Origin of the sequence: Streptomyces sp. NPDC051286, from assembly GCF_044455345.1 — a bacterium.
In the GTDB taxonomy this organism is placed as follows: Bacteria; Actinomycetota; Actinomycetes; order Streptomycetales; family Streptomycetaceae; genus Streptomyces.
On the sequence record NZ_JBITER010000039.1, the window covers coordinates 28430 to 51261 of the forward strand.

Genomic DNA, 22832 nt, shown 5'->3' on the forward strand with positions numbered 1-22832 from the left:
CGGCCGGGGGCCGACGCATGTCTGTGGTTGTCGCGGCGAGCATATGCCAGCCAACCGGTGCGACATCCAGCTCAGTTGGCGAACCTCTTGAGCTGTCTGCCCAGCGCCCTGAACAGGTGTGCCGTCCCATCCGTCTCGGCCGGGCGCTCCGGTCGTTCTTCGCGTTCCGCGTTCGCCATCTACCCCGTACCGCCTCTGTCCGTTCGGTCACGGCCGACGCCCCGTACAGCCGACCGGGCGTGCCCGTACAGCTACTCGGTGTCGTGGTGTCACTCCTGGTCAGCGTACGAGGGACCGGACACGCTGAGTCACATGAACGTCGAAATCACCCTTGCGGGCGCCGAGTTCGTCCAGCGGTTCAGCGCCACCCGCCGCGGGGCGCGGCTCGCCCGTCGGCTTGCTGTCCATCAACTCGACGAGTGGGGTGTGCCGTACGGGTGCGAGCTCTCCGACAACGCCGCTGTCGTCGTGGCCGAGCTGGCGGCGAACGCGGTGCTGCACGGGCACGTGGAGGGGCGGGACTTCGAGCTGAGGCTGCTCAGCCTGGCGGACGCGCTCCGTATTGAGGTGTCGGACGCGCGGGGCGAGCGGGGACCGGAGCGGCGCCCTCCCCGGCCCGGTGCGGAATCCGGTTACGGCCTGCATCTGGTCGAGGCGCTGGCGACGTCGTGGGGTGTGAGCGATCGGGTCGTGGGCAAGACGGTCTGGGTCCACTTGACCACGGCTCGCTGAACCGGACGTGACCGGTGTTGCCCGGGTGCGTGAGCAGGTCGGTGCAGCGCGGATGATGTTCGCCGCGCTCATACCGCTGGACAGTGCGGCGCTCGACTCCGGCGCGGTCAGCAAGGTGGTCCAGCGAGAGGCCCGTTGCGCGTCGGACGGCTGCTAGGAGGGCACTGACGGGGTTGCTGCTGGTGCCGGACGGCAAGGGTCTCGGAGCTGGAGCGGCTGCGGACCTTGCCGGCGACCTTCGCCTCGTTCCACTCGCCGCCGACACCGTCCACGGTCGCCCATGCCCGGATGCCGGGCAAGGCCGTTACGTGTCCTGCCCGTTGCCGGGCGTGTCGCAGAGCGCGTGGTCGGCGAGGTCGCTGGCGGCCTTGTGTTGCCGGAGCGTTTTATCGAGGTCGTTGAAGCTGGTGGACATGGAGACGGTGACGGTGCGGCTGCCGTCGTCGGTGGCGCCGTTCAGAGTGATGTAGCCGGCTTCGCCTCCTTCGTGGCTCCAGTAGCTGCCGCCGCAGGTCAGGGGGCGGCTGACCAAGCCGAGGCCGTAGCGTCCGCGGGGCCAGAACGCCTCGATCCGCTTGTCGACCGGGACGGTGTGCTGCATCTCGGCCATGCGCGCCTTGGACAGCAGCTTGCCGCCCAGCAGTCCCTGGAAGAAACGGTTGACGTCCGCCGTGGTGGAGACATAGCCGCCGAGGTCGGGGACGATCTGTTCAGTGACGTCGGTCGGTTTGCCGGAGGCGAAGACCTGGTAGCCGTCGGCGTGCGGGCGACGAAGGGTGGACGTGGTGCCCGGCAGGTAGGTGTGGTTCATGCCGAGCGGTTTCAGGATCCGGCTCTGGACCTCCTCCTGCCATGGGCGGCCGGCGGCCTTTTCGACGATCATGCCGAGGACGACGTAGCCGGTGTTGGAGTAGCTCCAGCCGGTGCCGGGCTTGAAGTCCGGGTGGTGCTTCATCGCCCGGGCGACGATCTGTTCGGGGGTGTAGGTGTCGTAGCGGTGCCGGTAGTAGTCCTGCGGGGTGTCAAAGCCGGGAAGGTCGTCGTGGAGGCCGCTGGTGTTCTGAAGGAGCTGGCGCACGGTGATCTTCCGTCCGTCGTTGCCGTTGCCGTCGATCACACCGGGCAGCCGGCTGTCCACCGTGTCGTCCAGCGACAGCTTGCCCTCGTCGACCAACTGCAGGATCACAGTGGCCATGAGTGCCTTGCCGGTGCTGGCCATCCGGAAGTAGCCGTTGCGGGGCACCGGGCGGTTCGTGCCCGCCACGGCGACGCCGGCGGTGGCGACCAGATCCCGGCCGGAGGCGGTGGTCACCCGCGCCTGGACGCCGGTGAGCCCCAGCGCCTGGATGGCATCGGTGTCCAGGCGCAGGTCGTCTTGCCGGTAGCCGGGCGCGGACGTCGCGGACGCGTCCTCCGAGGGCTGGAGAGCTATGGCCACACCCGTTGTGCTGAGTGCGACCGCCGCGACGGCCAGCCACCTTCGGCCGATCCGGCGGTGACGCTGCGGGGACGGGCGGTGCTGCGGCGCGGAGGCCGGAGTTGTGGATCTCATGAATCCCACGCTAGGTAAGCACCGAGTTGCGTGTCGCTACCACAGGCGGCCGATGGAAACCTACAGGTGGCTGTAGTGCCGCAGGGGCGCCCGGCACTTACAGTGGCGCGCCTGAGGACCGCTCACGGTCCCGTACGACAGACGAAGGCGAATCCAGTGCACGGCGTGATCGGTGAGTCCCGCGCATGGTCGGTCCAGACCGGGCGCAGCGGACGTTACCTACTCGGCACCCTGATGACCGCGGTGGTGACGCTCGTGGCGGCGCCACTGCTGTGCGTACCGTCGCTGGCGGCTCCCTGGGCGGAGCGCCACCGTCGGCGCGCCGGGGCGCTGCTGGGCCGACCGGTGGAGCCGCGCCCGCGCGCCCTCCGCCGCGACCTTGCGTGGCTCGTGACTCAGGTGGCCATCGGCCTGCCCGCGGGCACACTCGCCCTGCTGTGCCTGGGTAACCTGCTCCTCACCCTTGTCGTCACCGTGGGGTGGTGGGCCTTTCCCACGTCGGGTCCGCCACGGCTGCCGCTGCTCGGTGTCCGTATCAGCAGCTGGGCCCCCGCGCTGACGATCAGCCTGGCGCAATTCCTGCTCCTTGCGGCGCTGGCGACCATCGCCCTGCCACCGCTCGCCCGGGTGCACGCGCGGTGCTGCCTGGCAGTCCTGGCACCGTCTCCCGCGGAGCAACTGGCCGCGCGCGTCACCGAACTCACCCGGACACGTACCGACGTCCTGCAGGCGCACAGTGCGGAACTCCGCCGGATCGAACGCGACCTGCACGACGGCACCCAGGCCCGGCTCGTGGCCATCGCCATGCGGCTTGCCGTGGCCGGGGAGAGCCTTCCCCAGGACCCCGACGCGGCCGCCGTTCTGGTACGGCAGGCCCAAGCCGAGACCGAGGAGACCATGACCGAGCTGCGCTCCGTCATCCGCACCATCTATCCCCCGGTGCTGGCTGACCAGGGCCTGTCCGGCGCGCTCAGCACCCTGGCCACCAGGGCCGGGGTGCCGACCCGCATCGACATCGGCGCGCTCGGTGAGATCCCCGCAGCGGTCGAAGTGGTCGCCTACTTCGCCGCCACCGAGGCACTGGCGAACATCGCCCGGCACAGCCGGGCCACCCATGCCTCGGTTCGCGTCACCCGCAACGGCGCGCTGCTCCGCACGGAGATCGCCGACGACGGGACCGGCGGAGCGGACGCCGCGCGAGGGTCCGGCCTGGACGGAATGCGCCGCCGCGCCGCCGCTCTGGACGGCACCATGAAGATCAGCAGCCCGCCGGGCGGGCCGACCGTCATCACTGTGGAGCTGCCGTGCGCGTAGTCATCGCCGAGGACAACGTCCTGCTGGCATCCGGACTCGAACTCCTGCTGGGCTCCCAGGGCTTCGAGGTCGTCGCGATCGCGGCCGACGCCCCCGGCTTCCTCACCGCCGTCGAAACCCACCGACCGGACGTCACCATCGTGGACGTGCGGCTGCCCCCGGCCTTCCGCGACGAGGGCATCCGGGCCGCAGTCCAGGCCCGCCGCGACCATCCCGGACTTCCCGTCCTGGTCCTGTCGCAGTACGTCGAGCAGGAATACGCCGGCCGTCTCCTCTCCGACACCCGCGGCGGCATCGGCTATCTCCTCAAAGACCGGGTGAGCCGCATCGCAGAATTCACCGACGCACTGCGCCGCGTGGCCGCCGGCGGCACCGCCATGGACCCCGAGGTCATCACCCAGCTCCTCGCCGTCCGAGGCGATCCCGTCGACGCCCTCACCCCTCGCGAACGCGAGGTCCTCGCGCTGATGGCCGAGGGCCACAACAACGCGACCATCGCCCAACGGCTCGTCATCACCGAGAACGCCGTCCACAAACACATCGGCAACGTCTTCCACAAACTCGGCCTGTCGGCCGGCGACAGCGGCCACCGCCGCGTCCGCGCCGTCCTGGCCTACCTTCGCCGCCATGGCGGGGCGTCGGCCCAGGCTGGATAGGCGTCGGCCCACGCCGGATGGGCGCCGTCGCCCGTAGCAGGTGACAGGGTGGAGGCCCCGGCCCGGGGCGGGGGCCTCGCTCGTATGCTCGCTCCATGACCGATCCTCAGCGCGGACGCCCGACCACCAACTCCATGCGGCGCGCGCTCAAGCGGGCCCGTGACGGTGTCGCCCTCGATGTGGCCGAGGCCGCCGTCCTGCTCCAGGCGCGCGGCGACGATCTGACGGACCTTGCCGCGTCCGCCGCCCGGGTGCGCGACGCCGGCCTCGAAGCCGCCGGCCGGCCGGGCGTCATCACGTACTCCCGCAAGGTCTTCATCCCGCTGACCCGCCTCTGTCGCGACAAGTGCCACTACTGCACCTTCGTCACTGTCCCCGGCAAGCTCCGCAAGGCCGGGCACGGGATGTTCCTGTCGCCCGACGAGGTTCTCGACATCGCCCGCAAGGGCGCGGCCATGGGCTGCAAGGAAGCGCTGTTCACCCTCGGGGACCGGCCCGAGGACCGCTGGCCCGAGGCGCGGGAGTGGCTGGAGGCCGAGGGGTACGACGACACCCTTGCGTACGTACGCGCCATGGCGATCCGCGTCCTGGAGGAGACCGGTCTCCTTCCGCACCTCAACCCGGGCGTGCTGACCTGGACCGACCTTCAGCGCCTCAAGCCCGTCGCCCCGTCCATGGGCATGATGCTGGAGACGACGGCCACCCGCCTGTGGTCCGAGCCGGGCGGCCCGCACCACGGCTCCCCGGACAAGGAACCGGCCGTCCGCCTCCGCGTCCTCGAGGACGCGGGCCGGTCCAACGTCCCGTTCACGACCGGCATCCTGATCGGGATCGGCGAGTCGTACGAGGAGCGCGCCGACTCCCTCTTCGAGCTGCGTAAGACCGCCCGCGCCTACCACGGCATCCAGGAGGTCATCGTCCAGAACTTCCGCGCCAAGCCGGACACGGCGATGCGCGGGATGCCGGACGCAGAACTGGAGGAGCTGGCCGCCGCCATTGCCGTGGCCCGGCACATCCTCGGCCCCTCCGCCCGCATCCAGGCCCCGCCGAACCTCGTCGACGCGGATTACGCACTGCTCATCGGCGCCGGGATCGACGACTGGGGCGGCGTCTCACCGCTCACCCCGGACCATGTGAACCCCGAGCGTCCATGGCCGCACATCGACGAACTCGCAGCGAAGACAGCCGAGTCGGGCTTCGAGCTCCGTGAACGGCTCACCATCTACCCGGAGTTCATCCAGCGCGGTGAGCCCTGGCTCGACCCCCGCCTCCTCCCGCACGTCCGCGCCCTCGCCGACCCGGAGACGGGCCTCGCGAAGGAGGGCGCGACCCCCGTCGGCCTGCCCTGGCAGGAGCCGGACGAGGAGTTCGGCGCGTCCGGCCGCACCGATCTGCACCGCACCATCGACACGGAGGGCCGCACCGGCGACCGCCGCGATGACTTCGACGAGGTGTACGGGGACTGGGAGGCCCTGCGCGAGGCGGCGGCTCCCGGCATGGTCCCGTCCAGGATCGACACCGACGTGAAGGCCGCGCTCGGCCAGGCCGCCGACGACCCGACGAAGCTCACCGACGACCAGGCGCTCGCCCTGCTCCACGCGGACGGCCCGGCGCTCGACGAACTGTGCCGGATCGCGGACACCCTGCGCCGCGACGTGGTCGGCGACGACGTCACGTACATCGTCACCAGGAACATCAACTTCACCAACGTCTGCTACACCGGCTGCCGCTTCTGCGCCTTCGCCCAGCGGCGCACCGATGCCGACGCGTACACCCTCTCCCTGGACCAGGTCGCCGACCGGGCCGCGCAGGCGTGGGACGTCGGTGCTGTCGAGGTCTGCATGCAGGGCGGCATCCACCCGGACCTGCCCGGCACCGCGTACTTCGACATCGCGCGGGCGGTGAAGGAACGCGTCCCCGACATGCACGTCCATGCCTTCTCGCCCATGGAGGTCGTCAACGGCGCGACCCGCACCGGCATGTCCATCCGCGACTGGCTGATCGCCGCGAAGGAGGCCGGGCTCGGCTCGATCCCGGGCACGGCGGCGGAGATCCTGGACGACGAGGTCCGTTGGGTCCTCACCAAGGGGAAGCTGCCGACGGCGACCTGGCTGGAGGTCATCAGGACGGCCCACGAGGTGGGTCTGCGCTCCTCCTCCACCATGATGTACGGCCATGTCGACCAGCCCCGCCACTGGCTGGGCCATCTGCGCACGCTTGCTCGACTCCAGCAGGAGACCGGCGGTTTCACCGAGTTCGTGACGCTGCCGTTCATTCACACCAACGCCCCGGTCTACCTGGCAGGCATCGCCCGCCCCGGCCCGACCGACCGCGACAACCGCGCCGTCACCGCCATGGCCCGGCTGCTGCTGCACCCGCACATCACCAACATCCAGACCAGCTGGGTGAAGCTCGGCACGGAGGGCGCGGCCGAGATGCTGCGCTCGGGCGCCAACGACCTGGGCGGCACGCTGATGGAGGAGACCATCTCCCGCATGGCGGGATCGAGTTACGGCTCGTACCGCTCGATCCAGGACCTGGTCGCGATCGCGGAACTCGCGGGCCGCCCGGCGAAGCCGCGTACGACGCTTTACGGGGAGGTGCCGCAGGAGCGGGTGGCGGCGGCTGCCGCGTCCGACGGACACCTTCCGGAGCTGCTGCCGGTACTGCCGAACTGAGCCGCAGGCCTTCAGCCCGGCTGCACCGTCACTCGATGCAGCAGATCACCGAGGGCGGCGGAGCCGAGGCTCAGTGAAAGCCCAGCATGCCGGGCGAGTCGATGTCGACCGTGAGGATGCCGGGGGGATAGTCGCCCTCGCGGCCGGTCAGGATGATCGACATGCCGCCGCTTTCCTGGTGGGGTGTCGCGACGTACAGCGCATGACAGGTGTCGGGGCCGCCCCAGCCGTCGCGGACCATTCCGCCGACTGTGGCGGCTGCGGTCTGGTCGAGCGGATCGACCAGGATGCCGGGAAGCGCGAGCACGTTGCGAGCGAGGTCCTTGTCGGCTGCCTCCGCCTGCATCAGGCACAGGGCGGGGACGTGCAGCCAGTCACCCGAGGTGGCGGCAACGTTGCCCGCGAGAAGGTGCAGGGCGCGATGTCCCTTCGCGAGTTCCGACACCGCGCTCGTGTCGAGGATGATCACGCGGCGGTGCCTCGCCGGGCGTGCATCTTCTCGGCTGCCATCGCGTACACATTGGCGAGGACGTCCGGTCCCTGTTCGAACTCCTCGTCGGTCAGCGTGCAGCCCATGCGCTCACGCAGCACCTTGCGAGTGGTGGCGACCCGCTCGGCGATCTGGGCCGCGGTGGGCTGCTGGGCGGCCAGCTGGTCGACGAGCTGGCCCAGGCTCAGCCCGCGCTCCTTGGCCAGCTGGGCGAGATGGTCGCGCGTCTCTTTCGGCACCTGGATGGTCGTAGTAGCCATAGTTTCACTATAGAGCCGCTACGGCCCACGGGGATGCCCCAGGGCCCGGCCTTGCACAGCCCGTCGACCGTCGCGCCGGGCTGGCTGACCCGCTACCCGCGCGGCTGACCGACGTACGGAGGCAGGGGGGATCAGTCCTTCACACCCTCCGCGACCGCGGCGTCGCCGGAACCGGCCTGTGCCGGAACCGTCGCGCCCGCGGTGTCCCCGTCACCGTCCGTGTTGAGCCTCGGCGCCTCAGCGCATCAGTTCGCCGGCGTTGACCAGCAGGGACTGTCCGGTGATCGCCCGGGCCCGGTCGGAGGCCAGGAACACCGCCGCCTCCGCCACATCGCCGTCCGTGGCCAGCTCCGGCAACGCCATCCGTTCCGTGAGCCTGCCCAGCACCTCGGCCTCCGGCACGCCCTCGGTGTGTGCGGTGAACTGTACGTACGCCTGTACCGGCGGACCCCACATCCAGCCGGGCAGCACGGTGTTCACCCGGATCCGGTGCGGGCCGAATTCCCGCGCTATGGAGTACATCGCCGAGGTGAGCGCGCCCTTCGATGCCGCGTACGCCGCCTGCTGCACCTGGGATGGCGCGGCGACCGACGACTGCGTGCCGATGACGACGACGGAGCCTCCCCGCTCCTTCAGCCCGGGCAGACAGGCGCGCGTCATCCGCAGCGTGCCGAGCAGATTGACGTCGATCACCGACTGCCAGGTGGCGAAGTCCGCGTCCTCGACCCCGCCGAAGTAGCTGTCCCAGGCCGCGACATGGACCACCGCGTCGATCCGCCCGAACCGCTCAAGTGCCAGCGCGGCGAGCGCCTCGCACTGCGCCTCGTCGGTGATGTCGGTGGCCAGATGGGCGGTGTACCTGCCCCCGGGATCGATCTCGGCGGCCGACTTGGCGAGATTGGCCGCGGTACGCGCTCCGAGGACGGCGCTGCCGCCGTCCCGTACCACCGTCGCCGCGATCTGATGCCCCAGCCCGGCGCCCACGCCGGACACGATGACGGTCTTCCCCGCGAGCAGCATCGGGTGCCCCCCGGCTCTGGCAGTTTGTCTGACGGGGCGTCAGAGTAGGACGCCGCAGCGGAGTACGGAAGGGGAACGGCATGAGCGACGAGACGCGCAGCGATACGTACGCCGAACTGGCCGCGCTGGGCCCGTACGGAGTCCATCCCGGCCACGCGCTGATCACCATGGTGGAACCGCACCCGGGCCATGAGTACGCGTACAACCGCTGGTACGAAGACGATCACTACTACGCAGGCGCGATGGCGATGCCCTGGATGTTCGCCGGGCGCCGCTGGGTGGCCACCCGGGAGCTCCAGGAGCTGCGCTATCCGGAGAAGTCCGCGGTCGCGCAGCCGGTCGGCGCCGGGTGCTATCTGTCCACGTACTGGGTGACGGGCGGGCGCTACGACGACCACATGAAGTGGACCGTCGGGATCAACAGGCGGCTGAACCGGGACGGCCGGGTCTATCAGGACCGCACGCATGTGTTCACCGCGTTCCAGGACCACGAGGTGACGGTCTACCGGGACGGTGCCGCCGGCCCCCGGGACCATCACGCCCTCGACCACCCGTACCGCGGGCTCGTGCTGCAGGTGATCGACGCCGAAGGGGCCGGGCAGCGATCGGAGCTGCTGGAATGGCTGCGCTCCCGGCATCTGCCGAAGCGGCTCGGCGGCTCACCGGCGGCGATGGTGACCGTCTTCCGTCCCACGCCGCTGCCCGGTGACCGAATGGCCTATGTGAAGCAGGTCGAGGGCGTGGACACCCGGCTCACCCTGCTCTGGTTCCTCCAGGAGGACCCGCGGGAGTGCTGGACGGAACACTTCACCGGGCTCGACGCGGCGGTTGCGGAATCCGGCCTGGGACGGGTGGAGCTGGTGGCGCCGTTCATCCCGACCGTGCCCGGCACGGACAGGTACGTGGATCAGCTGCGCTGACCGGTCCGTCCGGCGGCGGGCCCCCTCGGCCAGGACGGCGGACAGGTCGAGGGGGCTTCCTGCGGCACCGTTTCGGTGCCGCGCCGCATTCTGTGGGTGGGCATGGGTCAGACGTCGACGGAGCCCTTTGCGATGTCGGACACGAAGGCGTTCCACGCGCCGGGCACGAAGGTGATCGAAGGACCCTCGGGGGCCTTCGAGTCGCGCACCGCGATCGACTGGACGAGGGGGGACTTGACCTCGACGCAAGCGCCGTTGCCCCCGGAATACGACGACTTCGTCCAATTGTCCGTGGCACCCTGACGAATAGCCATGTTCACTCCGGTTCGGATTCAGAGAGTTGTGTGAGTCGCACCAACTGCGTAACCGTTGGCGTGATCGACGCTACTCGCCAACATCGCCGGCCGAGAGGGCCGTTCACTCGACCGGATGGCATATTCCATGCGGGCCTTCCGCTTTGATGTGGCGACGGTGTACCGTGCCGTCGCCTCACCCGTAACATCGCCCCTTTTCCCGCATGCCGGACTTTGCGGAATGTCTGGTTCAGCTGGTCAGTCGGTGCTGAGCTGGGCGTACGACTTCGCGATGTCGGCGATGTAGTGCCGGGTCTGTTCCACGTTCAGTGCCTGTGCCCGCAAGTGCTCGTACATGACGCTGTACCGCTGCACATCATTGGCTTTCTCCAGATAGAGGTCGCTGGTCACGCCCTCGATGTAGACGACGCTGGAGTCCGCGGCATCCGGGAATTCCAGAATGGCGTACTGCCCGTTGATACCCGGGTGGGCGCCCATGTCGAACGGCAGCACCTGAACCGTCACATGGGGCAGGTGCGACAGCTCGACGAGCTGTTCCAACTGCTCGATCATGACCTGCCTGCCACCGACCATCCGGCGCAGCGCCGCCTCGTCGATGACCGCCCAGAGCCGCAGCGGCCCCTCCTGAGTGGTGATCCGGTCCTGACGGCGCGCACGGACGCTGACGCGCTTGTCGATGTCGGTCGGCGGTGCCTCCGGCAGCGCGCCGCTGATCAGCGCCTCGGCGTAACTCCGGGTCTGCAACAGGCCGGGGACCACCTGCGGTTCGTACACCCGCAGTGACTCGGCGTCGGTCTCCAGGCCGATGTAGACGCTGTACGGGATGTCGCCGAAGGCATGCCACCAGCCTTGCTGGCGGGAGTCCTTGGCCATCTGCATGAGCGAGTCGACGACCCGGTGGTCCTCGACCTCGTACACCCCGCAGAGATCGCGGACATCGCGCTGGCTGATCGAACGGCGGCCGTTCTCCAGGCGGCTGATCTTCGACTGCGAGACCAGCAGTCGCTCCGCCACCTCCTCGGCCGTCATGCCCTTGAGTTCGCGCAGGCGGCGCAATTCCTGGCCCAACCGGCGTCGCCTGACAGTGGGATTGACGTTGGACGGCACGGAAACGGCACCTCCGGCTACGTAGCTGTGCGTATCTACTGCTCAGCAGATTGCCACCCGTGGGGTCGGTTGCGCTGGGAAATGGCCACACGCAGGCGCGCGGGGCAGCCGGTGGGCCGGCTGCCCCGCGCGTGGTGCGGCTCCCGAACCGGGTCTTGGGGACGTCGGTGCGGCGGTATTCGGATCGGTGGTGCGGCGGTGCGGGCTGCCTCAGCGGGCGGCGGTGTGCACCATGCGGTCGCGACGGGACTGCGACTGCACTTGCGGTTGCAACGGCCCTCCCGCCGCCGGGTTGCGGCGCGGCTGGGCAATCGCCCCGTTCTGGACGTCCATCACGGCGTGCGCCACGAGACCGCCCATCGGGTCGTGCCTGATCAGGTCCCGGAGCCGGGAGCGCGATGAGCGCCCCTCGTTCCCGGGGTAGAGGTGCTTGCCGAGTCCGACCGCGTGGGCCAGTGCGGCGAGCGCCGCGGTCCGCGGGTCCGGCGGTACACCGGTGCGGATCGCACTGTCCAGCCGGGATCTGATCTCCCGACTGATCGCCGTGTCCGTCGCCTGGTAGCGAGTCGTCGGCAGCACCCCGCACATCTGGCCCGCCACGGCATGCACCATGCCGCACCGCTCCAGATGCGAGAGATAGGTCTGGCGCAACCCCAGTCGGGGTCCGCCGATCCAGTGGACGGCCCGAACCGGGCTGCCGCGTCGGCGCAGCAGTTCCAGTGCGGAGTCCAGTGTTGGATCTCCTGTCGGCCGTGGCATCACCACGGCGATACGATCCCCGTCAGGGGCTATCCGTCCTGCCAGAGCCAGCTCCACTAGCTGAGCTCCGGCGAGGCCGAGGTCGAGCGACTGCGGCTGCGCTGTGGTACCCGTGGTCGGGTCCAGAGCGAGCAGCAGAAGCTCCTCCGGAATTGTTCTGCGGCTCCTGCCCATCCATGCCTCCCCGCGTGGATGAATGACAGGGTGACCCCTCTCACATTGGTCTGTCGAGAGTGCCTGGGTGCTTCGTGCGGGAACCGGCAGGTATGTCGTTCTCGTCTGGCAACGCAGCCGAGGGTTCACACAGGACACTGGTAGATGGTTCGGACAGCGCGGGGGCGGCCCCGCAGCGCAGGAGGAGGCATCGGTGGCGGGCGAGTCCCCCGACAAGTCGGAGCAGCGGAAGTCGTCGGGAACGGTTCGGAGCGACCGCGATCCGCGGCTTGCCGTCTTGCGTGAATCGGCTTCCCCGGCGGAGTCCGGCGGCAAGCAGGACACGGCGACGGCGGTCTTCCGTACGAAGCCGGTCGAGAGCGGCGAGGACGCGGAGCGCGCCGAGGACGTTGAGGGTGCCGAGGGCACGGAGAACGCCTCTGAGGGCCCCGAGGCGACCTCCACGCCTTCCGGGCCTGCCGAGCCCGGGGAGGGCGACGCGCGGCTGCGTGCGGCGGTGGCTGCGTGGGTGGAGAAGGGTGACGGCGACGCCACAGGCGCTGCTGCCGACGAACCCGAGGCCGCCGACGACGTCGCGAAGCCCGAAGCGGTCACGGAGAGCGACACGACCGCGCCGGCGGAAGAGGCGGGCGGGAGTGGGACGGACTCCGCCGAAGCGACCGCGGACGAACCGGCTGCATCGAGCGCGGACGCGGCAGCTGTGGCTGAAGTGGCGGACGACGCCGCAGAAGCAGAAGCAGACACCGATCACGATGCGGATGACGAGGCCGCCGACAAGCCTGCGGCGTCCGATGACGTCGCAGCCGCAGCCGCAGCCGCAACCACTGACGCGGACGACGGCGAGGACGAGCCTGCGGTCTCCGGCGATGCCTCCGACGAGACCCGGGTCTCCGAGGGGCGCGAGGAGAGCCACGCAGCGGACGCCACGGGCAACAAGAGCGGCGGTGACAGCGAACCCGCGGCGGCCGACGACGCTGACGCTGACGCTGCGGCCAAGGGTGCCGAGACCACCGGCGCCGACGTTGCGGACCCCGCCGAGGATGCCGGCGACGCCGGTGACAGCGAACCCGCGGCGGCTGCCGACGCCGACGCCGCCGCCGTGGCCAAGGGCGCCAAGACCACCGGCGCCGATGTCGTGGACCCCGCCGGCGACACCGACGACACGGGTGACACCGACGGCACCGAGCCCACTGCGGACCAGCGCGGAATCGATCAGCCCACGGCCGTTTTCAAGACGGTCCGGCGCGACCGGATCGACCAGCCGACGACCGCGCTGAAGATCACCCGTCCCTCGGCGAAGCCCGAGGAGAAGCCGGAGCCCGAGAGCCCAGCCGAGCGCACCAGCCAGTTCGTACCGCTCCGCCGCGACGACGCACGCCCCGCCCCGGCGCCCCGCAAGCCCGGGACGACTGGATCCGCAGCCGCCCCGGCCGCCCGGCCGAGCCCTGAGCCGGCCCCCGCCCCCTCGCTCAGCGGAGCCGAGCGCACCCGGCAGCAGCCGATGCCGCCCCGGCCGCCGCTCGACCTGCTGGCCGAGCTGACGAACACGCCCCCGCCCCCGGAGACGCCGGTCCGTACCGCCGTTCGCCGGGTCAAGATCTGGACCCCGCTGGTCCTGCTCCTCCTGGTCGTCTTTGCGATCGTGCAGGTTGTGCGTCCGCTGCCGACGCCCGTCCTGGCGCTGTCGGCCGACCCGACGTACACCTTCAAGGGGGGTGACCCGAGCCTGGCCTGGCCTGGACAGGGCCAGTCCGCGGTGACGGTGGACGGTGTGGGATCCCTCGGTACCGAGGGGGCGCAGAGGCCCGTACCGATCGCCAGTGTCGCCAAGGTCATGACGGCGTACGTGGTTCTCAAGGACCACCCCCTCACGGGCAAGGAGGAGGGGGAGAAGATCACCGTCGATCAGCAGGCGGAGGACGAGTCCAAGCGCCCGGAGGAGTCGACGGCCCCTCTGAAGAAGGGACAGCGGCTCACCGAGAAGCAGCTGCTCCAGCTCCTGATGATCCCCTCGGGGAACAACGCGGCGCGTCTCTTCGCCCGCTGGGACGCCTCGAACGAGGCGGCCTTCGTGGCGAAGATGAACGACGAGGCCAAGGCGCTCGGGATGAACAGCACCACATACACGGACCCGAGCGGTCTGAAGAAGACCACGATGTCCACCGCAGCGGACCAGCTCAAGCTGGCCAAGGCAGTGATGCAGAACGATGTGTTCCGGCAGATCGTCGACACACCCCAGATCGACATCGAGGGCATCGACGGCACGATCTACAACAACAACACCCTTCTGCTGCAGCCCGGTGTGAGCGGCATCAAGACGGGCTCCTCCACCCCGGCCGGCGGCAACCTCCTCTGGTCCGCGAACACGATGGTGGACGGCAAGAAGCTCTGGATCTACGGAGCCGTCATGGGCCAGCAGGCCGGCACCGGCCGGGTCTACGACAGCCTTCAGCAGTCGCTGGACAAGAGCCTCAAGCTCATCCAGGGCGCGCAGAAGGCCGTCACCTCCGCAACGGTCGTCAAGAAGGGCGACGTCGTCGGGTACGTGGACGACGGCTTCGGCGGCAAAACGCCGGTGGTCGCGACGGAGAACCTCAAGGCGGTGGGCTGGCCGGGCCTCAAGGTCGAACTGTCCGTGACGGGGAACGGCAAGAAGATCTCGAACACCGCGACAGCGGGCACAAAGGTCGGCATGGTGACCGTGGGATCGGGGGCCGGCAAGGTCAGTGCTCCGGTGGCCCTTCAGCAGGACATGAAGGAACCGACGTTCGGCCAGAAGCTGACCCGGATCAGCTGACGCCTGCAGGGAAGGGGGTGCCGGTCCCGGCACCCCCTTCCCTGTTGCGCACGTGTTAGCGTCCCCGGACAACCGGGGAGCGCCGGACCGCGTCCTCACACGTGTACCGAATGGGGCGCGGGCACGAAGTACGGGGACAGGGGTACGGGGCCGGCGGAGACGGGGAGAGACCGTAGTGACCACCGCGGAGCCGAGATCCGGCCGTGCAGCGGCCGGGAGCAGCGATGTGCGAGGCGACGTGACGAGCGGCAGCGGTGGCGGGAACACGGGCGTCCGGCTGCCGGCCCCGCGTACCCCCGAACCCCGGGCCGAGGTGCCAGGGCGGACCCGCGCCCGGCGGCTGCTGCGTCACCCCGTCACCATCGCGACGGCGGCCGCCGCGGTCACCCACATCCTCTGGTTCTTCTTCTTCGCGAACAGTGGCGGCGACCTCGCGGCGCAGGATGCCTGGGCCGAGTTCGTCGGCCGGCATCCGGGTACCGCGTACAACCTCGCCTGGTACGGGGGCATGCACCCCGTCTCGTACAGCGTCGTGTCGCCGTATGTGATGTCGGTGCTCGGCGTGCGGACGACGATGATGGTCGCCGGGACCGTCTCGGCGGCGCTGACCGCGCTGATCCTGGTCCGGGTGCGGGCCGTCCGCAATCCGCTCGCCTGCTCGCTCGCCGGGGTGTTCGCGTATCTGTGCAACGCGCTGTCCGGACGCGTGACGTTCGGGCTCGGCCTCATGTTCGCGGTGGGTGCGGTGGCCGCGGTGTTCTGCTGGCCCTACCTCCGGTGCGAGCACCGGCTCCACCGGAGCAACTGTCGCTGCGCCCCCCGTAGGCGGTGGGCGAAGGCAGCCGTCGCCGCCCCGCTGGCCGGGCTCGCGACGGCGAGCAGCCCCGTGGCCGGACTCTTCGTGGGTGTGGTCGCCGCGGCGCTGTTCCTGAACAAGCGGCGCCCGGGGGCGTACGCGCTGGGCCTGGCCCCGGTCGCGGTCGTGGCGCTGTCCGCGTGGCTGTTCCCCTTCTCCGGTACGCAGCCGATGTCGATCGGGACCCTGTCGTTGCCGTTCCTCTTCGCGGTCCTCGTCTTCGTCCTCGTACCGCGCGACTGGAAGACGGTCCGTACCGCAGCCGGCGTGTACGGCGTCGGGACGCTGCTGACCTATGTGGTCGACTCGCAGATCGGCTCGAACGTCACCCGGATGGCGATGCTGTTCGCCGGTGTGGTGCTGCTCGCCGCGCTGCCGTACGCGGTGCCGCGCTCCCGGCGCTGGTACGCGCTGGTCCTCGCGTTCGTCGGGATGAACTTCTGGATCGGCTTCAAGGGCGTCGACGACATCGTCCGGACCGCCCCCACCGCTTCCTGGACGCGTGAGCTGGCCCCGCTCGTCAATGAGCTGCAGAAGGTCGGCGCCGAGCGCGGCAGGGTCGAGGTCGTGCCCGCGAGCAGCCACCGGGAGGCGTCCGCACTCGCGCCGTACGTCAATCTGGCCCGCGGCTGGAACCGGCAGGCCGACATGGAGCGCAACCCGCTCTTCTACGACGACACCCTGAACCCCGCGAACTACCGCCAGTGGCTTGACCGCTGGGCCGTGCATTACGTGGTGCTGCCCAAGGGGCAACCGGACGCCACCGGCGCGGTGCAGGAGGCGGAGCTCGTCCAGAAGGGGCAGCCGTATCTGCGCAGGATCTGGTCCGACTCCAACTGGCAGCTCTTCGAGGTCGACAGCCCGGTGCCGCTGGCCGATCCGCCGGCGACCGTGGACCGGGCCGGCGACGGCGAACTGACCATTCATGTGAAGCGGGCGGGCCGGGTGCTGATCCGGATTCCGTACTCGCGCTGGCTCGCCCTGGTCGACGACGAGGGCAAGAGCGTGGAGCGGCCGCAGGAGACCGAGGCGTCCAAGCAGCGCGCCGACCAGGACAGCCCGCGGACCTTCGTCAACACCAACGGCTGCCTGATCAAGGCGGACGAGAACGCCGACGGCGACGAGTGGACGGAACTGCTCGCGCCGCGCGCCGGGGTGTACCGGCTGGCAGCGCCGTACCAGCTCTCGCCGGGCACACCGTGCCCGGAGGAACTTCGCTGAGCGGTGCAGACGGTTTTGACCGGGTGCCCTGCGAACGGTGTGCGGACTGGAAGCGTTCGCAGCTGACGGGTCATACCCAGGTCTGATCCCGTAATCCAGCCCCTGATCCGACGCCTCCGGAGGGGAGACGAAGGCATCGTCGTCCACATGACGAACCCAACGGCCCTCACGGTCACCCCGGTTACATCCGTCGGCGCCTGGCTGCGCGGCGTGCTGCCTGTCGAGCGATTGGGGGCCGCCGGCTTCCCTGGACGCTGGGTGGGGGGCGCCGCCATGGTGCTCGGTCCGCTCCTGATGCTGGCGGGTGCGTTGCTCCGAGCCCGCTTCCACTTCTTCTACCCGGACCAGCTCGCCGCGTACGCGCAGCATCCCACCTTGATGGCGGCCGCGTACGGCCTCTTCGCTGCCGGGAGTGTGCTGCTCTGGCCTGCCGTAGCCGTGGTCGCCACCCGGATCGGCGCGCGCAGCGCGGGCTGGGGGCTGTGGGGCGGGTTGTTGGTCATCTCAGGGCTGTTCGCCCGCGCCTTCCACGCCGGGGTGGACCATCTGGCCTTCCAGCTGGTGCGTTCTCAGGGGGTGGAGTCCGCCGGCCAGGTGGTCTCGGCCGGTTACGGCGCCTTCCATGTGTTCTCCGTGCTGAATCTCGCCATTGTCGCGGGTTGGGTTGTCCTCGCCCTCGGGGCGTGGCGCACCCGTGTGCTCGGCCCGGTTCGAGCCATTGCCCTCGGTCTGGCCGCGGCGCTGCCGCTTGGAGTCCTCAAGGGGACGACGCCCCTGTCGCTGGTCGCACTGGTGGGACTGTGTGTCGGCCTGGTGCCGTTGGGCTGCGGCTTGCTGCGCCAGGGGCCCCGCCCCAGCCGAACGGCGGTGCTGCGCTGGGTGCCCCTGTCCCTGGTGACGCTCGGTCTGATGGTGCTCTTTGGGCAGGCCGGCTGAGTGGGTGCGTACGGATACGGTCGGGGCATGAAGCCCAGGGGCCGCCGTCATCTCTACGCTCTCGACCTCACCGCGGCGCTGGCCCTGACTGCCGTATACGTCAGCTTCGTCCGGCTGACCGCTGATGACGGTCAGCCCGCCTATTCAGGCCCGTTCTGGCTGGGCTGCCTGGTTGCCGCCGCGGTCGGCCTTCCGGTCGCGGTACGGCGCCGGTGGCCGCTCGCCGTTTTGGGTATTGTGCTCGCCGCGCTGGCCGCGGCGTCGCTGCTCGACATCACCCGGGAGCCGTACGCCGCCGCGGGCCTGGCGGCCTATCCGGTAGCTCTGTCCGAACCCACACGCCGATCCGTGCGCGCGCTTGCACTGGCATTGCCGGTTGCGGGCGGCGCCGTCTACGTCGGCGAAGCGGTGGTCACCCCGGCTGAGGACTGGCGGGGTGCCGTGGGGGTGGCCGGTCTCGTGCTGCTGGTGATCGGTGGGGCCTGGTGCGCGGGGTTCATCGTGCGCGGACGTCGCGCGGAGACCAGGCGAGAGGAACGGCGTCGGTCGGAGCGGGCGCTGGACGAGGAACGCCTGCGGATCGCCCGTGAATTGCACGACATCGTGTCGCACAATCTCAGCCTCATCGCCGTGAAGGCGGGCGTCGCCGGTCATGTCGCGGAGGCCGCCCCGCAGGAGGCACGGGCCGCACTCAAGGTCATCGAGGAGACCAGCCGTTCCGCGCTGATCGAGATGCGGCGCACCCTCGGCGTACTGCGCACCTCGGGTGCGCCCCTGGGGCCGGCTCCGGACCTCGGCCGCCTGGACACGCTTGCCGCGGAGGCGGACCGGGCCGGGGTAGAGGTCCACCTGACGGTCAACGGCACACAGGGCCTGGCCGAGGGGACTCAGTTGACCGTCTACCGGATCGTCCAGGAGGCCCTCACCAACTGCGTGCGGCACGCGGCACCGACCCGCTGCCACGTCACGGTCGAAGCGGATGCGCGTGAGATCCGTATCGAGATCACCGACGCGGGCCCACCGGCCGGCCGTCGACCGGCGGGGGGTGAACTGCCGGGCGGGTACGGCCTGCTGGGGATGCGAGAGCGGGCGATGATGTACGGCGGCAGCTTCGCGGCGGGGCCCCGACCGGATGGCGGATTCGCCGTGTCTGTCCGGCTGCCTGTTGAAGGAGAGCGACAAGGGTGAGTGACGAGACCTTGGTCCGGGTACTGATCGCCGACGACCAGGCGATGGTGCGCGGGAGCTTTCGTGTGCTCGTCGACCACACGTCCGGCATGATCGCCGTGGGCGAGGCCGCGAACGGGCGGGAAGCGGTCGACCTCGCGCGCCACGAACGGCCGGACGTCGTGCTGATGGACGTACGCATGCCGGAACTGGACGGCATCGAGGCGACCCGCCAGATCTGCTCGGCCCCGTCCATGTCCGCCGTCCGCGTCCTCATCCTCACCACCTTCGACCTGGACGAGTACGTCTACGGCGCCCTGCGCGCCGGCGCTGCGGGGTTTCTGCTGAAGGACACCCCGCCCGCCGATGTCCTCACAGCTATCGGCGTCGTCGCCGCGGGTGAGTCACTGCTCGCCCCCTCGGTGACGCGCCGCCTCATCGCGGAGTTCGCCCGCCGCCCGGAACCGGGGCGGCCACCGCATCGCTCGTTGGACGGGGTCACGGGCCGGGAACTGGAGGTGCTCGGCCTGATCGCCCGAGGGCTGTCCAACACCGAGATTGCTGAGCATCTCCATCTGAGCCTGGCCACGGTCAAAACCCATATCGGGCGCCTGCTCGCCAAGCTGCGCGCGCGTGACCGGGCCCAGCTCGTGATCGTCGCCTACGAGACCGGGCTCGTAGGCGACCGGCGGCATGGAGCGTGAGGTTCCCGCATCGCGCCCCATCAACGTGCGGCCTGTCACGCCCATTTCGACGGGGACTCGCCGTCTCTCCTGCTGGCCCCCGTAGTTCCCCGTGAGTTCCCGCATGATCTGGCGCGGTTGTGGCACAGGAAGCCCTTGGCTAAGTCCGTGTGGCGGTCCCGCACCCCGCTTCGGCGGCCTCCCGCATGCGCGCGTCCATCGACGTGCTCCGGTCGTACGGGTCGACCTCGGGGCCGTCTCCCGAGTCCGTGACTGCGCGCTCGGCGCTGAACTCGGGGGTGAAGTAGCCGGTGAAGGTGTCACAGCCTCCGTTGGTGGTGTCCACCTTGTAGGAGACGAGGGAGAACGTCCCCGGCTCGATGACCACCTTCGCCGGGTCGTCCCAGCTCATCACGACCTCGCGGCGCACGATGGTGCGCGCGACTTCGTCGCTTCCCGATGCGGCACGTACGACCGGATAGACGTACGTGACATCGGTGGTCACCTCGACCGCACCGCGCTTACCTTCCCGGTACGTGATCCGTCCTCGTGTCTTGACCACGTTCCCGATGAGCCGCACCTTCGATTTCGCGAATCGGCTGAACAGCAGCAGAGGATCGTTCTCCCGGCTGGGCGCGCGGAACGTGGTCGCCAGGTAGTCCTGGACATCCTGCTGATGCGGATTGATCAACGCGATCGCCTTCGTGGGCCGCTCCCCGCGCAGCACATCAGGATCCAGGCTGGACGCGACAAGGAAGTCCCGGGTCCCATCGAGCGCCTGCGCGACCTGCTCCTTGCTCATCCAGCCGGCCGCCCGTGCCGCAGGAAGGCTGATCCCCGCCGCCCCGTCGGCCCACCGTGCCGCCGACGACCCGCTGAACGGCTGTTTCACTGTGGGCTTGAGCTGCCGCCGCCGTTGCCGGCGGGTGATCCGGGGGCTCCGACTCCGCGGCGAGTGGGGCACTCCCGCCGCCTCCGTCTCCGCCTCCGAACCATCCAGCCACCCGCCCCGGATCCAGCGCCACGACCAGCAAGCCGACCGCGACCAGCAGACCGACCAGGTACCAGCCCTTGCCCTGTCGCCGCCGGGCCGGTTGGTGAGTCCGCCACCCCTCTGGCGGGTCGGTCTCCTCCCGCATCCGCCGCGCCACCATCCGGGCCCGCGCCGACGGCTCCTTGGGCGCGCCCTGCGTCCCGGCCTCGGCCTCCCGCAGGAAGCGCTCCCATTCCTCGTCCGGTATGGACGCCCCGTCCTTGCCTACGACGCGTTCCCGTCCCTTCTGGCACACCTGGTCCCGCCCAGGGCCGGTCGTTGTCCGTGCATCATCACACAGCTCAACCGCATCCTCACGAACCCAAGTCCCGTGTAGCCAAAGCTTGAACACCGTCGGCTCGAATCAAGCTCAGAGGATCGGCGGGCGCCCCAACCAGGTCATCCGCCACACCGTGCGCCACTTCATCGGCTTGCGCGGGCCGCACGACGTCCGCATGCCCTCGATGAACCCGGCCCACCAAGCCTTCAGGCCGCTCAAGGACCGGATGCGAGCCATGGTGAGGAGGGTCCACACGCCGAGATGGACCGGAACCAGGGCAATCGGAAGTCGTCGCCGGCCGGCCACACCCAGTTCCGGGCGGTGAACCGGTAGTAGACCGCGTGCCGGGCCGGGGACCCTTGTGGCGCCGGATACTGTTGCCAGTCCGGAGGATTGGCAGGACCGAGGGGGACATCGTGGCGCAGCACCTGGGGCCGCTGGAGCTGGTCGGGGACCGGTGGATAATCGGGGATCCGAAGCGGAAGGACGGTTTGTGCGTGGTGCTCACGCCCGAGGGCATCGAGCACTACAGGCGCGCGGAACCCGCGCCTCAGTCCGTTGTCCAGTGGTCCCAGTTCGTGCAACTGGGAGTACATGCGACCTCCTGGAAGTGGGAGGCCACCCGTACCGGAGGTCACGTCGGAGCGTTCAGCAGGACTCCTTATAGGACCGGGCGTGACGGCTGCTCCCTGCAGGGGCTGCTCCGCCACCCGCACGAGCCGTGGTCGGTGCGGTACACGCACCACAAGCGCCACTACACGGGCAGCCATGTGTTCCTGCTGAAGGCCCTGGTTCGCAAGCTTTCCGAGGCGAAGGCACTGGATCGCCTCGGTGATCCACAGTGGCTGGGCGCGGCCGTCACCAAGTTGTCGCCGGTGACCGCATGGCTCTACAGCTCGGGCAACCGCCTGGTGCAGGAAACCATCGAGAACCTCGACGCCTGAGAGGTCGTCACGTCCCGCACACTCCACGTCTATACGCACGCTTGATCCGACTCATGCCACCCTGTATCGGGCCGTCCGCTCACGCATCGCTCACGCACTGCGGGCTGCTGAGCAGCGCGTGGGTCAGATCTGGCCGAGGTCGATCTCCACTGGGAAGGGGGCCGCTACCTTGAGGACGTCGGTGAATACGTCGCCGTCCCGGTAGGTCTTCGTCGCGGGGTCGAGGACGTAGGTGTACACGAGAGGCACGCCCGTCGCGGCCTGCTCGATCCGCCAGTAGAAGCCGATGCCTGCCTTGGCGTACTGGTCGGCCTTCACGATCCGGTCGGTGGTCTCCGAGCCTGGCGACACCACCTCCGCGACCAGCAGCACGTGCTCAGGGCGGGTGGGGGTGATGTCGATCGTGTCCGCGTGGTACACGACGACGTCCGGGCGGCGATTGGTGAGCGGGACGTCCTGAAGCCGGACGTCGAAGTCCGTGTCGGCGTTCCAGTCCGGGCCCGCGGCGGCATCCAGGGCGTTCGCCAGAATCCGGGCCAGCCGGTTGTGCCGCTTGGACGCACTCGGCCTGACTACGACCATCCCGTCCACGATCTCGATACCGGCGCACTGCTCCTCGGACCAGGACTCGTACTCCTCCACCGTGATCTGCTCATGCATCCACGCCGGGGCCACCATCTCGGCCGTCATGAAGCACCTCCCGGACATTGCGCTGCGGGCCCGATCCCGCTTGCTTCAGCGTACTGTCTGCCGCCCGTCCGGCATGCTGACCTCGCTCACGCCCCATCCTCCGGGGCGTCGGCGGGCAGTTCGGCCTTGGACTTCTCAACCGTCAGGTTCCCGCGGTTGAACGGTCCGACGGGCCGAAGGCAGGAGCGCGGGCGCAGCCAGAGTCGGGTGCCTTGAACTCGTAGAGAAGGTTGCAACTCACCGACGGAG

Annotated in this window: 20 protein-coding genes and 3 pseudogenes; 12 read left to right on the forward strand and 11 right to left on the reverse strand. The window is 69.8% G+C overall.

Annotation, left to right across the window (positions count from 1 at the left end):
* Nucleotides 1–312: 312 nt before the first annotated feature.
* A complete protein-coding gene (locus tag ACIBB8_RS29105; RefSeq protein WP_398957085.1) occupies nt 313–732 on the forward strand; it encodes an ATP-binding protein in 420 nt (139 codons plus the stop codon).
* A 7-nt stretch (nt 733–739) separates the two neighbouring features.
* On the forward strand, nt 740–889 hold the full coding sequence (locus tag ACIBB8_RS29110; RefSeq protein WP_398957087.1) for a hypothetical protein: 150 nt from the start codon (nt 740–742) through the stop codon (nt 887–889).
* On the opposite strand, the pseudogene ACIBB8_RS29115 reads toward ACIBB8_RS29110, so the two are convergent.
* Both ACIBB8_RS29115 and ACIBB8_RS29120 read right to left on the reverse strand, forming a co-directional pair.
* Nucleotides 830–997 (reverse strand): annotated as a pseudogene (locus ACIBB8_RS29115) (hypothetical protein); the annotation flags it as partial. The gene ACIBB8_RS29110 and the pseudogene ACIBB8_RS29115 sit on opposite strands and share 60 nt — an antisense overlap.
* 39 nt (nt 998–1036) lie before the next feature.
* On the reverse strand, nt 1037–2284 hold the full coding sequence (locus tag ACIBB8_RS29120) for a serine hydrolase domain-containing protein (protein ID WP_398957089.1): 1248 nt from the start codon (nt 2282–2284) through the stop codon (nt 1037–1039).
* A gap of 165 nt (nt 2285–2449) precedes the next feature.
* Here ACIBB8_RS29120 and ACIBB8_RS29125 point away from each other — a divergent pair, with 165 nt between their 5' ends.
* The 3 genes from ACIBB8_RS29125 (at nt 2450) to ACIBB8_RS29135 (ending at nt 6932) form a co-directional block, all read left to right on the forward strand.
* Nucleotides 2450–3598, forward strand: a complete 1149-nt coding sequence (locus ACIBB8_RS29125) for a sensor histidine kinase (protein WP_398957091.1) — start codon at nt 2450–2452, stop codon at nt 3596–3598.
* Nucleotides 3589–4254: a response regulator gene (locus ACIBB8_RS29130; protein WP_398957094.1), complete on the forward strand. Its 666-nt coding sequence runs from the start codon at nt 3589–3591 to the stop codon at nt 4252–4254. Before ACIBB8_RS29125 ends, ACIBB8_RS29130 begins: the two co-directional genes overlap by 10 nt.
* 95 nt (nt 4255–4349) lie before the next feature.
* Entirely contained in the window at nt 4350–6932 is a 2583-nt protein-coding gene (locus tag ACIBB8_RS29135) for a bifunctional FO biosynthesis protein CofGH (protein WP_398957096.1), read from the forward strand.
* Between the two features lie 70 nt (nt 6933–7002).
* On the opposite strand, the gene ACIBB8_RS29140 is transcribed toward ACIBB8_RS29135, so the two are convergent.
* The 3 genes from ACIBB8_RS29140 to ACIBB8_RS29150 all read right to left on the reverse strand — a co-directional run bounded on the left by ACIBB8_RS29140 (nt 7003) and on the right by ACIBB8_RS29150 (nt 8702).
* Nucleotides 7003–7401, reverse strand: coding sequence for a hypothetical protein (locus tag ACIBB8_RS29140; protein WP_398957098.1), 399 nt, complete (start codon nt 7399–7401; stop codon nt 7003–7005).
* Nucleotides 7398–7682: a hypothetical protein gene (locus ACIBB8_RS29145; protein WP_329163035.1), complete on the reverse strand. Its 285-nt coding sequence runs from the start codon at nt 7680–7682 to the stop codon at nt 7398–7400. Before ACIBB8_RS29145 ends, ACIBB8_RS29140 begins: the two co-directional genes overlap by 4 nt.
* A 237-nt stretch (nt 7683–7919) precedes the next feature.
* Nucleotides 7920–8702, reverse strand: a complete 783-nt coding sequence (locus ACIBB8_RS29150) for an SDR family oxidoreductase (protein WP_398957100.1) — start codon at nt 8700–8702, stop codon at nt 7920–7922.
* Nucleotides 8703–8782: 80 nt separating this feature from the next.
* Between ACIBB8_RS29150 and ACIBB8_RS29155 the strand changes: the two genes are divergently transcribed.
* Nucleotides 8783–9622: a hypothetical protein gene (locus tag ACIBB8_RS29155; protein ID WP_398957103.1), complete on the forward strand. Its 840-nt coding sequence runs from the start codon at nt 8783–8785 to the stop codon at nt 9620–9622.
* Between the two features lie 107 nt (nt 9623–9729).
* On the opposite strand, the gene ACIBB8_RS29160 is transcribed toward ACIBB8_RS29155, so the two are convergent.
* The 3 genes from ACIBB8_RS29160 to ACIBB8_RS29170 all read right to left on the reverse strand — a co-directional run bounded on the left by ACIBB8_RS29160 (nt 9730) and on the right by ACIBB8_RS29170 (nt 11976).
* The gene (locus ACIBB8_RS29160) at nt 9730–9936 is read right to left on the reverse strand and encodes a DUF397 domain-containing protein (protein WP_266984619.1); all 207 of its coding nucleotides are present in this window, start codon (nt 9934–9936) and stop codon (nt 9730–9732) included.
* 237 nt (nt 9937–10173) lie between these two features.
* Complete coding sequence (locus ACIBB8_RS29165) at nt 10174–11043, reverse strand: helix-turn-helix domain-containing protein (protein ID WP_398957105.1); 870 nt, start codon at nt 11041–11043, stop codon at nt 10174–10176.
* A 210-nt stretch (nt 11044–11253) separates the two neighbouring features.
* Nucleotides 11254–11976 (reverse strand): GPP34 family phosphoprotein, encoded by a 723-nt coding sequence (locus ACIBB8_RS29170; RefSeq protein ID WP_398957107.1) that lies wholly within the window; start codon nt 11974–11976, stop codon nt 11254–11256.
* 193 nt (nt 11977–12169) lie between these two features.
* Here ACIBB8_RS29170 and ACIBB8_RS29175 point away from each other — a divergent pair, with 193 nt between their 5' ends.
* The 5 genes from ACIBB8_RS29175 (at nt 12170) to ACIBB8_RS29195 (ending at nt 19657) form a co-directional block, all read left to right on the forward strand.
* Entirely contained in the window at nt 12170–14773 is a 2604-nt protein-coding gene (locus ACIBB8_RS29175; RefSeq protein ID WP_398957109.1) for a serine hydrolase, read from the forward strand.
* A 175-nt stretch (nt 14774–14948) separates the two neighbouring features.
* Nucleotides 14949–16850: an MFS transporter gene (locus tag ACIBB8_RS29180; protein ID WP_398957111.1), complete on the forward strand. Its 1902-nt coding sequence runs from the start codon at nt 14949–14951 to the stop codon at nt 16848–16850.
* A gap of 147 nt (nt 16851–16997) precedes the next feature.
* Nucleotides 16998–17786: a hypothetical protein gene (locus ACIBB8_RS29185; protein WP_398957113.1), complete on the forward strand. Its 789-nt coding sequence runs from the start codon at nt 16998–17000 to the stop codon at nt 17784–17786.
* A 27-nt stretch (nt 17787–17813) separates the two neighbouring features.
* Nucleotides 17814–18974: a sensor histidine kinase gene (locus ACIBB8_RS29190; RefSeq protein ID WP_398957115.1), complete on the forward strand. Its 1161-nt coding sequence runs from the start codon at nt 17814–17816 to the stop codon at nt 18972–18974.
* A complete protein-coding gene (locus tag ACIBB8_RS29195; RefSeq protein ID WP_366689137.1) occupies nt 18971–19657 on the forward strand; it encodes a response regulator transcription factor in 687 nt (228 codons plus the stop codon). The genes ACIBB8_RS29190 and ACIBB8_RS29195 overlap by 4 nt, the downstream gene beginning before the upstream one ends.
* A 139-nt stretch (nt 19658–19796) precedes the next feature.
* Here ACIBB8_RS29195 and ACIBB8_RS29200 read toward each other — a convergent pair.
* Together ACIBB8_RS29200 and ACIBB8_RS29205 are read right to left on the reverse strand one after the other, a co-directional pair.
* Nucleotides 19797–20925, reverse strand: a pseudogene (locus ACIBB8_RS29200) (hypothetical protein).
* Between the two features lie 114 nt (nt 20926–21039).
* Nucleotides 21040–21314, reverse strand: a pseudogene (locus tag ACIBB8_RS29205) (glycosyltransferase family 2 protein); the annotation flags it as partial.
* A gap of 51 nt (nt 21315–21365) precedes the next feature.
* On the opposite strand from ACIBB8_RS29205, the gene ACIBB8_RS29210 reads away from it, so the two are divergent.
* On the forward strand, nt 21366–21893 hold the full coding sequence (locus ACIBB8_RS29210; protein WP_398957117.1) for a hypothetical protein: 528 nt from the start codon (nt 21366–21368) through the stop codon (nt 21891–21893).
* A 123-nt stretch (nt 21894–22016) separates the two neighbouring features.
* Here the strand turns inward: ACIBB8_RS29210 and ACIBB8_RS29215 are convergent, their stop codons facing one another.
* The gene (locus tag ACIBB8_RS29215; protein ID WP_398957119.1) at nt 22017–22583 is read right to left on the reverse strand and encodes a Uma2 family endonuclease; all 567 of its coding nucleotides are present in this window, start codon (nt 22581–22583) and stop codon (nt 22017–22019) included.
* Nucleotides 22584–22832: the final 249 nt, after the last annotated feature.